12 protein-coding genes are annotated in these 11,650 nt (G+C 35.6%); 3 read left to right on the forward strand and 9 right to left on the reverse strand.

All coding sequences use genetic code 11. From position 1 onward, the window contains the following. Nucleotides 1-12: 12 nt before the first annotated feature. The 9 genes from KO561_RS16900 to KO561_RS16945 all read right to left on the reverse strand — a co-directional run bounded on the left by KO561_RS16900 (nucleotide 13) and on the right by KO561_RS16945 (nucleotide 8,311). Nucleotides 13-636, reverse strand: a complete 624-nt coding sequence (locus KO561_RS16900) for a sugar transferase (protein WP_231094495.1) — start codon at nucleotides 634-636, stop codon at nucleotides 13-15. 17 nt (nucleotides 637-653) lie between these two features. Continuing rightward, on the reverse strand, nucleotides 654-1,121 hold the full coding sequence (locus tag KO561_RS20510; protein ID WP_331000801.1) for an acyltransferase: 468 nt from the start codon (nucleotides 1,119-1,121) through the stop codon (nucleotides 654-656). Between the two features lie 16 nt (nucleotides 1,122-1,137). Beyond that, on the reverse strand, nucleotides 1,138-2,412 hold the full coding sequence (locus tag KO561_RS16915; RefSeq protein ID WP_231094497.1) for a nucleotide sugar dehydrogenase: 1,275 nt from the start codon (nucleotides 2,410-2,412) through the stop codon (nucleotides 1,138-1,140). Between the two features lie 51 nt (nucleotides 2,413-2,463). After that, the gene (locus tag KO561_RS16920) at nucleotides 2,464-3,624 is read right to left on the reverse strand and encodes a glycosyltransferase family 4 protein (RefSeq protein WP_231094498.1); all 1,161 of its coding nucleotides are present in this window, start codon (nucleotides 3,622-3,624) and stop codon (nucleotides 2,464-2,466) included. A 55-nt stretch (nucleotides 3,625-3,679) separates the two neighbouring features. After that, nucleotides 3,680-4,561: a UTP--glucose-1-phosphate uridylyltransferase GalU gene (gene galU, locus KO561_RS16925; protein WP_231094500.1), complete on the reverse strand. Its 882-nt coding sequence runs from the start codon at nucleotides 4,559-4,561 to the stop codon at nucleotides 3,680-3,682. 85 nt (nucleotides 4,562-4,646) lie between these two features. Continuing rightward, complete coding sequence (locus KO561_RS16930; protein ID WP_231094502.1) at nucleotides 4,647-5,414, reverse strand: tyrosine-protein phosphatase; 768 nt, start codon at nucleotides 5,412-5,414, stop codon at nucleotides 4,647-4,649. Between the two features lie 258 nt (nucleotides 5,415-5,672). Then, nucleotides 5,673-6,368, reverse strand: coding sequence for a CpsD/CapB family tyrosine-protein kinase (locus tag KO561_RS16935; protein WP_231094503.1), 696 nt, complete (start codon nucleotides 6,366-6,368; stop codon nucleotides 5,673-5,675). Continuing rightward, complete coding sequence (locus tag KO561_RS16940) at nucleotides 6,343-7,104, reverse strand: YveK family protein (protein WP_231094504.1); 762 nt, start codon at nucleotides 7,102-7,104, stop codon at nucleotides 6,343-6,345. The genes KO561_RS16935 and KO561_RS16940 overlap by 26 nt, the downstream gene beginning before the upstream one ends. A 598-nt stretch (nucleotides 7,105-7,702) precedes the next feature. Next, nucleotides 7,703-8,311 (reverse strand): nitroreductase family protein, encoded by a 609-nt coding sequence (locus tag KO561_RS16945; protein WP_231094505.1) that lies wholly within the window; start codon nucleotides 8,309-8,311, stop codon nucleotides 7,703-7,705. Between the two features lie 185 nt (nucleotides 8,312-8,496). Here KO561_RS16945 and KO561_RS16950 point away from each other — a divergent pair, with 185 nt between their 5' ends. The 3 genes from KO561_RS16950 (at nucleotide 8,497) to KO561_RS16960 (ending at nucleotide 11,611) form a co-directional block, all read left to right on the forward strand. Next, nucleotides 8,497-9,600 (forward strand): C39 family peptidase, encoded by a 1,104-nt coding sequence (locus KO561_RS16950; RefSeq protein ID WP_231094506.1) that lies wholly within the window; start codon nucleotides 8,497-8,499, stop codon nucleotides 9,598-9,600. Nucleotides 9,601-9,679: 79 nt separating this feature from the next. Continuing rightward, nucleotides 9,680-10,789, forward strand: coding sequence for a C40 family peptidase (locus KO561_RS16955; protein WP_231094507.1), 1,110 nt, complete (start codon nucleotides 9,680-9,682; stop codon nucleotides 10,787-10,789). Nucleotides 10,790-10,900: 111 nt separating this feature from the next. Further along, nucleotides 10,901-11,611 carry an SGNH/GDSL hydrolase family protein gene (locus tag KO561_RS16960; RefSeq protein WP_231094508.1) on the forward strand — a complete coding sequence of 237 codons (711 nt, stop codon included), beginning with the start codon at nucleotides 10,901-10,903 and terminating at the stop codon, nucleotides 11,609-11,611. Nucleotides 11,612-11,650: the final 39 nt, after the last annotated feature.

Here is an 11,650-nt window from a genome sequence, read left to right on the forward strand (position 1 = left end):
CCAATTTCCCCCTTAGAAACCATTACCTAAAAACATAGCCAATGGTGTTTTTAATATGATTTTTATGTCGAGCCAAACAGATTGATTTCGCAAATAATAATTATCCAATTCTACCATTTCATTAAACGTTAAGGTATTTCTACCAGAGACTTGCCAAAGCCCTGTAATACCAGGTAAACCCCTTAATCTTTCTTTATGCCAAGCTTTATATTTATCAACTTCGTATTTCAAAGCAGGTCTCGGACCCACAATGCTCATTTCACCTTTTAAAACATTTATAAATTGTGGTATTTCATCGATGCTCGTCTTCCGAATTATCTTCCCAATAAAGGGAATAATTCTACTATCATTTGTGATTTTATAGACTACTTCGCCAGACTTGATTTGTGTTGTATTCAAAGACTCTCTAATCCAATGTTGTACATATTGTTGATGGAGAGAAGAATCATTATTCACGTGCATCGATCTAAACTTTAACATTTGGAATGCATTTCCATCTTTACCTATACGTTCTTGTTTAAAAAAAACAGGACCTTTAGACATTATTTTTATCATCACTGGTACAATTATGAATAATGGAAAAAAAAGAACAAGAAAAAATATAGAGCAAATTATATCTAACAGTCTTTTAGCCATTGTTAAGAAACCTCTTTTCACTCAACTTGGCCAACTACCTTTGCCGGATTACCAACAACTATCGCGTTTTGTGGTACATCTCTTGTAACAACACTCCCCGCCCCCACCATTGCATTCTCTCCAATGTTGATTCCGGGCAATATTGTCACACCAGACCCAATGGAAGCACCTCTTTTTACTGTTGTATATAGAACTTTCCAGTCATTATCCGTTTTAATTTCCCCACCCTTGGTAGTAGCTCTTGGGTACATATCATTAGTAAAAACAACATGATGCCCTATGAATACATTATCTTCTATAGTAATCCCCTCACAAAGAAAGGAGTGACTTGATATTTTACAACGGTCACCTATTACTACACCTTTTTGCACTTCTACAAAAGTACCGATTTTCGAATTATTTCCTATACTACAACCATATAAATTAGTGAAGTCATAAATTTTTACATTATCACCCAACTTAACATCAGGTGCAATATTCTTCATAAATCATTTCCCCTTTTTAACGGACACCTATGCCTCTGTATTTTATTCCATTAGCCTCAATTTTTTCTCGATTTAAAACATTACGACCATCTAAAATAACTTTTGCATTTTTAAGATTTTTAAAATCAAGGTCTTTATATTCATTGTGCAAAGCTTGTAAAATGACAACATCCACATTCTTAATCTCATCAAGTGGTAAAGCAGTTACACCATACTTTTCAATTTCTTCATTAGTAAAAAGTGGGTCATTTACAAATATATTTGCCCCCTTTTCTTTCAAAGCCTTAATCACAAGTAGTGTACTCGACTTCGTAGGCTCCTTCACATTTCCTCGAAATGCCAACCCTAGTATCAGTACATTTTGGTTAGAAACCGATCCAATCTCTTTTTCAATCAATTCTATAGCGTATTGTGACATGTTATCATTTACCTCTCGAGCTAGTGTGATTATTCCTTTACCCAGATCTCTATTAATGAAGAAATAAGGATATATAGGAATACAATGACCACCTACACCTATACCCGGCTCATGAATATTAGATAATGGCTCGCTATTTCCAGCGTACCTAACTTCTTTCATGTTAACACCTTTTTTTTCAGCATATATTGCTAATTCATTCGCTAGAGCTATATTAACATCGCGGTATACACACTCTGCAACCTTGGTAAACTCTGCTGTTTCCAAACTGCTTACTTTTATAACTTCACATTGAAGTGCTTTTTCATAAAAATCAGCGGCTAAGTTCAGACTCTTGTCATCAATTCCTCCTACAATTTTAGGGTAAGATTTCAGGTCACTTAATATCCTATTTGACTGCACACGTTCTGGACTATAGGCTAGTGAAAAGTTAATACCCATTTTCAATCCGGATTCTTCCTCCAACCTTTTACCCAGTCGGTTTCTAGTGTCACCAGTTGACAGTGTTGTTTCAATAATAACTAGTGTGTTTTCTTTTAATCCTTTACCAATTGACTCCATTGCAGCATCCATAAATTGATAATCAGTATCATTGTTTTCTTTTATCAAAATCGGAACGATTACCACTACAATTTCTGATTGTTGAACAGACTCTACTGTATTGGTGGTCGCCGTTAGAGTATTATTTTTAAAAGTTTGTTCTAAAAGATCTGACAAACCTGGTTCATTAACTATTGGTGAAATACCCTTGTTTACACTATCAACAACTGCCTCATTGATATCAACACCTCTTACAAAAAATCCACGATTGGCGAATTGAGCTGCTAATGTCAGTCCAATCTTCCCTAAACCTACAACTGTAACATTTTGCATATTAATGCCTCCATGTAATAAATGTATATAAATTCAACTCTGAATCCTATTTCATGTTAACTTATCGATAACAGCATACTGTTTTTGTTTCATAATTTCCCAGTTATAATCAACAAGAAAACTTTTAGCGTTAACAGCGTACTTCCTTGTATCTATATTTCCATTGACCACAAGTTTAATTTTGCTTGTTAAGTCTGCTAGGTTCCCTGGTTCGAAATACATTATCATCTCATCTGAGAAATAAGAGGATAGTGTGGGTAACTTTGAAGATATTATAGGAATTCCTAACGCAACATACTCCACTAATTTTGTTGGGAGTATATGTTTGGTAAAACCATCTAATCTATTAGGTACAATTGCTAGGTCTGCATCAGATATGAGTTTGTGGATTTTATCTACTGGGTATCTCTTTCCTTCGCAAAGTACTAAATCATGAACTCTTAGCTCTTTTATTAACTCTTGTAATTTTGTAACATAGTCGCCGTTACCATAAATATAAAATCTAACATCTCCTAGTTCTTCCCTAATACTAGACAAGGATCTTACAACTAAATCTATCCCATACCTTTCTACTACTGAACCATGATATACTATTTTAAATTTTTCTTTATTGTCGTCTAATAATTGCACCGTTGGTGAGGGAAATAATTTTGTATCAGGAACATTCATGATAACAGTAACTTTTTCAGGTTTAATTCCACGAGAAATTAAAATCGCCTTATAAGGATCATGCACTGTTATGATATGGTCAGAAAAACTCATACTAATTTTTTCTTCTAAATACAATAAAGATAACTTTAATCCTTTACCATTAAACTTAGTAGCAAATAAATCAGTCATTAAATCATGCATATCCAAAATAACCTTAGCACCCAATAGTTTAGGTATAATTGCTGTAAAAACCATAAAATTCGGCAATGTATGGACATAGATACAATGGTATCTTTTTTTACGATAAAGAAGTGTTAGAACTAATAACGCCCTGAAAAAAAAATGTAAATAACTTAAAAAATAACTTACTAGACCCTCTCCTCTATATCTTTTAACATTTAGGCCAATTGTATTTACGCCATTAACTTCAGCAATCCCTTCTTTATCCTTTAAACATATAACATCCACTTCATCTCCTCTTTCTACTAAAGCTTCAGCTTCCCTTCTTACCCTGGGATCAGATAAATAATGCGTGTAAGCAACCATGCATATTTTTTTCAAAAAAATCTACCTTTCTATACACAAAAATCAAGTGAACAAGTTTTATTAGTTCTAGCTATGATTTTATTATGTTTTTGTTCATTAGGTTCTTGAGATAATCAAAGAATTCAGTATTCATTTCTTCCCTCTGTAGTGCGAATTCTAAATTAGCCTTTAAAAAACCAATTTTATCCCCTACATCATATCTTCTCCCTATATATTCATATGCGTGCAATTTTCCTTGTAATGCTATCTCGTTCAGAGCGTCTGCAAGTTGAATCTCTCCACGTTCATCCGGTATTGTTTTATCTAACAAATCAAATATACTTGGCTCTAAGATATATTTTCCAATTACCGCTAAATCGGAAGGGGGTGTTTCCCTTGGCTTTTCTACTACTCTGTTTACAGCATAGACATTATCAAATGTTCTATCATATCCGATAACTCCATATTTTTTCAGATTCTCTGTTTCCACTTTTTGGACAGCTAACAGATTATGTTGGTGTTTATCGTATACACCTATCATTTGACTTAGACAAGGTACATCTGAGTCCACTAAATCATCACCAAGTAAAACTGCAAACGGTTCATCCCCAATAAAATTTCGAGCACACCATACAGCATGTCCTAATCCTTTTGGTTCTTTTTGCCTGATATAGTGAATGTCAGCTAAATTTGACGAGTATTGAACTCTTGCAAGTAAATCTAGCTTTCCTTTCTCCTCAAGATTACGCTCCAGCTCAGGAGAAGCATCGAAATGATCCTCAATCGCACGTTTCCCTTTACCAGTGACGATAATAATATCCTCAATACCAGAAGCCACAGCTTCTTCGACAATATATTGAATAGTAGGCTTGTCTACTATAGGTAACATTTCTTTCGGCATAGCTTTTGTCGCTGGCAAAAAACGGGTTCCTAAACCTGCTGCAGGAATGATTGCTTTTCTGATCTTTTTCATTTAAGACTCCTCCTATATCAAGTAGTGAATAAAATATCTAGTAAAAGAGTGAATCTAATGATTACTTCACAAAATTTATCTTTAATCAAAGCAACCCCAAAAACTTCTTCTTTTTTAACCTAGTAGGAACGTCTCCAATAACATTCCCACCTTGTATCAAGGTCTGCGCATTTTCCATAAAAAAGTAGACCATATTATTACCATAAGTCTTATCTATTTCATTAATTGATTCAGCCATACAAAATCCCCGTGAAGTTGTATTGTGGGCATCCGACGCAAGAAAGTGTGTAAGATTATGTTCAATTAGATCCTGAGAGAACCTCTGTATCTTTTTTCCGAATTTTCCGACTATACTAGCCGCTGTAATCTGCGTCAGAGTTCCTTTTTTAACTAACTCATACAGAATATTTGGATTTTCTATTAATTCCTTATTTCTCTCGGGGTGAACAATGATAGGCTTATATCCTTCTAGCTGTAAATCAAATAATAGTTGCTGAGTATAACGAGGTACATGATTGGATGGTAATTCCAAAAAGATATAACAACTTGTTTCATTTAAGCAAAGAAGCTGTCCATTCTTTATGCCTTCAACCATATCTCCACTTATGCGAGATTCTTGTCCTGATAAGACGGTTAATGGGATATCTTCCTCTTCCAACCTTTTATTTAGGCGATTTACTTCTATTAAAATATTATTTTTAGTGTTAGTATATTTTCCATTTTGGTGATGAGGGGTTGCAATTATAGTGTGAATACCATGCAATACGGCTTCTTTAGCCATTTGTACACTGTCAGCAGTATGTTTTGCACCGTCGTCTAAACCTGGAAGTATATGGCAATGAATATCAATCATATGGGTTCACTCCTACTAAAATTTTCGTTTTATCTGGTAAGATAGCACTAGTATAGCAGGAAGCTAATGTAGATGAAACGGTAAATTTACATAAAATTGGGAAATGATAGAATAACACTATGATTTTGCACTAATTCTTTCTATCGCAATTCTTTAGGCAAATCCCGATTTCATTCAATGGCTTTCACCACAGGAATAGGAGTTTTATCTTGATTTCATAATAATTTTGTTCCAAGTAAAGACTCCTACTCAAGGAGTCTAATTCGTACCATAGTAATAGTAGCTAGCTTTCTTCTGCTCACGGTCGTTTAAAACAGCACCTAACAACTTTGCTTTGGCTGGGTTTAAAAGCTCTTGAGCCTTCTGAGCTGCTTCATACTCTGTTTGCTTACTACGAACAACGAGCAACGCACCATCACATTGGTCAGCTAGTATTTGAGCATCCGTTACTGCAAGTACAGGTGGCGTATCGAAAACAATCAGATCGTAAAGCTCAGATGCCTCATTTATTAACATTCCCATCACTTTTGAGCCCAGTAACTCAGAAGGGTTTGGAGGAATCGGTCCACACGCTAGTAAGTCGAGGTTATCAATATCACTTGGAACAATACTTTGAATCAGTCCCAGTTCCCCTACTAACACACTGCTAAGACCTTTACGGTTATCTAACCGAAAAGTATAATGCAAAGTTGGTTTTCTAAGATCTGCATCTACAAGTAGTACTTTTTTTCCTGACTGTGCAAAAACGATAGCAAGGTTCGCAACTGTTGAGGATTTACCTTCTGAAGGTCCAGACGATGTAACCAAAAGTGTTTTAAGTTGTTCATCAACAGATGCAAATTGAAGATTTGTTCTTATTGTTCTAAATTGTTCAGATATAGGAGAACGTGGGTTAACCTTTGTAATTAAATATCTCGACGTGTTATTTTTAAACTGTCTTTTTCTTCTGGCCATCAAATTCTCCCCTTCCTCTGCGAGCCACTTGTTGAGTAAAAGCAGTGTTAATTAAATCATCTTCTCTAATATGTGGTATTACTCCTAAGACTGGAATATCTAGTCTTTGCTCAACATCAATTTCTGTCTTTATCGTGTTATCTAAATACTCAAGTAAAAAGGCGAGTCCCACTCCAACCACTATGCCTAATACAACAGCAACTGCCATGTTTAATAATGGTTTTGGATTCACTGGACTTGGATCATCTGGAACGAAAGCCTCTGACAGAATGTTTACATTATCTACGTTCATTAGTGTCGGTATCTTTTCTTTGAACACGCTAACCGTAGTATTTGCGATATCAACTGCCTGTTTCGGACTTTCATCCGTTGCTGTTACTGTAACAACTTGAGAATTCTGTTCACTAGAAACTTGAATCATTTCTGCTAGCTGATCCGCTGTCAACGATAGATTCAATTCATCTGCCACATCCTGTAGAATAGCAGGGCTTTTTATAATAACGTTATACGTATTTATAATTTCGATATTAGAGCGAATTTCATTTACATCTACACCCATTTGTGCGGATTCTTTCTGATTGACAATAAACTGTGAGCTAGATTGATAGGTTGGTGTCATCACGAAATACGTAACACCTGCACTTACTATTGCTGCACCTATCGTAAGAAGTATGATTAATAGTAACCTCTTCTTAATTGTTTCGAATATTTCTTTCAACGAAATCGTTTCTCCCATCGTGATCCCCCCATACATAACAACCATGTATATTCTCTATTATATGTCCGTTGCACATTATGTCGAAATTATAACATAGATTTGAGAAGGGTAACATAAGATACTTTTAATAAGAATTGTCCATTTTTGTTAAATAAAGGTGTTTGATTGGGGGAGATAATTTAAAATTACAAAAAAGACCGAATAACTTATCAGTTTTTCCTCTAATTCGATATGAATTTTTTAAATATCTTTATGTCAGTATCATGCTCAGCTACTTTAACGGATATTTCCTTAAAGCTTGTTTGTTTTTCTGTTTTCAGCAACTTGTTTTGATAAGCTACCTAACTTTTCAATAATTACTTGCTGGCCCCCTTCTCTCTATCCTGCCATCCATTCATTTAATGGCTGCAATTTCTCGTCAAATAAAGATGATAACATTTGTGTAATCTCTTTATTAATCATCTCATCACCTCTTCGTTCTATTATATCAACTATATAAAAGGTTGTGGTGATCATAATAGAAAAGAAATAGCATACCAACAAGTTACAATTTGGCATGCTACCTATCATGAAATTAAATTTTCTTCCTTAAATAGGACCTACATATTCAAAATCACTATACTAGTTCTTTCCCAAAAGTACCCTCGAACGCAGATTCCTTAACTTTTCTTCTATCCGAAGGTTTTTCTCTTTCTTGTAGGTTTTCTGGTAGGTTTTCCATAACTCCTTGATACCCAAGCGCAACTAAAGCTTGAACTTCAAAATGATCTGGGATGTCTAAAACCTCTTTTGCTTTATCTTTATAGATGCCACCCATCGCATGGGTAATCAAACCTTTTTGGGCGGCTTGTAACGATAGAAAACCCCAAGCGGCTCCAGTATCAAAAGCATGTGTTCCAATTTCATTCCCATCTCTTTCTTTTTCAGATACTAGTAGGATGAGGACAGGTGCTTTTTTCGACCATGCCTGATTTCCTTCCATAACAAACGATTGAAACTTTTCACGATTTTCCTCTGTTCTTGCTACAATAAATCTCCACGGTTGTAGGTTCATGGCAGACGGGGCCCAGCGAGCTGCCTCCAGAACTCCTAGTAATGTTTCCTCAGATACCTTCTTATCACTAAAGGATCTTGGTGACCAGCGATTCACAAATAACGGATCGGCATCATATTCTGGCTTACGGTTTTCTTTTACTTCTTGCTTTAACCCGGAAAGAGTTGTCATTAAACATTCCTCCTCTGTTGAATTCACCATTAGTTTCTTATTATAGAAGGATTACCCTTTTCTTGCCAAAGATACGCTTACTTACAAATAATTGCTTTTTTTCTATCAATCTATTAAATTAGTAGATAATTATCTAAAATTGGTAAAATTTGTTTTAAATTGAAAGTAATCTAAAGGGGGCACTCATGAAGAAAAGGAAAATTGCATTTATTGTATTAATTTCACTCATTTTGACTGCTTGTGGGCAGTCTGTAGCAGTTGAAGAAACTAAAGAGAAGGAGAAGTTCAAAGAGTCCAAAGAAGAAATCAAAACAGAAGCATCTTCAAAAACAGTGGAACACATACAGGAAGTAGACTTAGAACGAAGGGCAGAACAAAAGTTAGAACTATTGACCACTTCAAAGAAGGTTCCATTAGCCTCTACAGCTGCGCTAGAAGAGAAACAAAAGGAAGGAGCTCCAACCACGGATTACTCAACAACCGAACATGAGCAGACTTATGAGATCACAGTTGCTGAAGCTAACTTACGTAAAGGACCAAGCACCAAGCACGAAAAAGTATTCTCTCTTTTCTATGATACGAAAGTAGAAGCAAGTCAAAAAGCAAACCTTGGTGATTCGGATTGGTACTATATCTCCGCAAAAGGGAAAGAAGGATGGATATCCTCCAGTATAGTAGAAGAATTTGAACCAACTAAACAATCTGAATTGAAAGTAATAGTAGATGCTCCACTTATTAATCAGATGCCTCTGCTACCTAGAGGCTGTGAAGTAACTAGCTTGGCCATGCTATTACAATTCGCGGGAGTAAGTGTAGACAAAATGACATTAGCAGAGGAAGTAATCAGAGTCCCTTTTGAAGAGAACGGACTAAGAGGGAATCCTTACAATGGCTTCGTTGGAAATATGTACACCTTTGATGAGCCTGGCCTAGGCGTCTACCACGGACCGATTGCAGAATTAGGAAAGAAATATTTAAGTAGTATTGTCGATCTTACTGGCCAATCATTCGATGCTGTTATCAATCAACTAAACGCAGGAAAGCCTGTTTGGGTGATTAATAACACCACATTCAGTCATCTGTCGAATGGCTATTGGGAAACTTGGAATACTTCTAATGGAGAAATTCAGATTACTTATAAGGAACATTCCGTACTAGTAACTGGTTACGATGATCAATACATCTATTTTAATGATCCCCTTGCTATGATTAAAAATAGGAAGGTTTCCAGAGAAGATTTTATCGCTGGGTGGGAGCAAATTGGCAGTCAAGCTATTTCTTATAATTAAGGAAAATTTTACATCTATATTTTTACAAAACATGCTATAATAATGGAAAATTCGTGGTCATATTACGAGGTGCGATTAGATGCAGAAAAAGACGATATTATCCGTTGCCGCGACTGCGGTTGTAGCTACTACAATATTTGCTACTCCGATTGATGCTGCTACTTATAAAGTGAAAAAAGGCGATTCGCTATGGCGGATTGCCCAAAAATATAATACAGGCGTTACACAATTAAAAACACTGAACAAATTAAAAAGTACGGTTGTGTTTCCCAACCAGGTTCTTACCGTGGCAACTGCAAAAACTTCTTCTAAAGCTACTAAAAAGCCAACGGTTAAGAAGACAGTAACAAAGTCAAAAGCAACAGGTACAACATCTACATATAAGGTAAAATCCGGTGATTCCTTAAGCAAAATTGCAGCAAAGCATAAAATAACACTTAAGCAGCTAATTGAATGGAATAAACTTAAATCCACTGTGATTTATCCTGGAAATGTATTGATAGTTTCAAGTAAGGTCACTACTCCTAAAAAAACTAATACTGCACCAAAACCACAACCAAAGCCAGTAGTGAAACCTAAACCAGTCACAAATCCGAAGCCTTCCATTTCTAAACCAATCTCCACTACTGTATATACAGTTAAAGCTGGTGACTCTCTTTGGAAGATTAGTCAGACCTATAAGATTGGGGTTGAGGACCTTAAAAAATGGAACAAACTGAAAACGGATAGTATTTACGTCGGGCAGAAATTAAAAATTTCAAAAGTAGCGAAAGAAGTAGCTCTTCCAACACCGCTACCAAATGAAGTTCCTTCGGATCAAGGTGATTATAATGTTACGAAGTTGATAGCTGAAGCAACTGCATTATTTGGAACCCCATATCAGTTTGGTGGATCCACACCGGTGGGCTTTGATTGCAGTGGATTTATTTTTCACGTGTTCAATCTAGCTGGTAAAGATATAGCAAGATATTCTAGTGAAGGCTATTACAACCGTTCTTTCTATGTAAACAAACCTCAACTTGGTGATTTAGTGTTTTTTGAAAACACGTATAAAAAAGGAATTTCTCACGTTGGGATTTATGCAGGTAACAATACTTTTATCCATGCGGGTGAAACGGGTGTAACTACATCTAGTTTAACGAATTCTTATTGGAACCAGCACTTTGATGGATTCAAACGTTTATATTAATAACCTCGGGTTTGTACCCAAGGTTATTTTTTTGTCCTTGTTTTTCGTACGAATGATACATCTAACTTGAAGAATAATACAGGTATATATAAGGTTTGGAGGTGTAATAGCATGAGCAGCAAAGCAATAGTTACAATCATTTTATGTGTTCTAATAGCGAGTTCATTCTTATTGTATAAGTATGGAGGGGTAGAAGCACTAGAAAACGAACCAGATACCAAAAGACTCATTTATATTCCCATCGGCGATAGCTTAGCGGAAGGCTGGCATGCTACTACAAAAGATAAAAGTTATATTTCTATTTTATCTCAGTTCATACAAAAGGGGTTGGGATATAACGTTATTACAAAGAACGGTGTTCGAGTAGCAGGAGCAGGATTAAAAGATGCGGCAATGCCAAATATCTCAAAAATAATAATGGAACACCCTGACCTCATAACTATCGAATTTGGGACCAATGATTCAAATAGAAATAAAAAAGCTTATGTTCCACCAGAAGAATTTAAGATGCTCCTCTGGCACTTAGTAGAACGGCTCCAACAAGCTCCAAGCAACCCTAAGATTATACTGGTTACAACTTGGAATCGAGGCCAGGATTCTTTGAAGTATGATCATATTATTAAAGCAGTAGCAGAAGAAAGGGATATCGCAGTCGCTAACATACAAAATGTGTGGATGAACAGAACGGACACTTGTGGACCAGATAAACTCGTTACATACAATGGATTAAGTGATAACTGGCATCCTAATGATAAAGGCCATCAAGAAATTGCTGAAATTATATTTGAACAAGCAAAAAAATTATTAAAGGAACAGAATTAGAAAGGGACACAGGCTATGTGTTCTTTTTTACATTTCTTC

Origin of the sequence: Radiobacillus kanasensis (assembly GCF_021049245.1) — a bacterium.
Taxonomy (GTDB): Bacteria; Bacillota; Bacilli; order Bacillales; family Amphibacillaceae; genus Radiobacillus; species Radiobacillus kanasensis.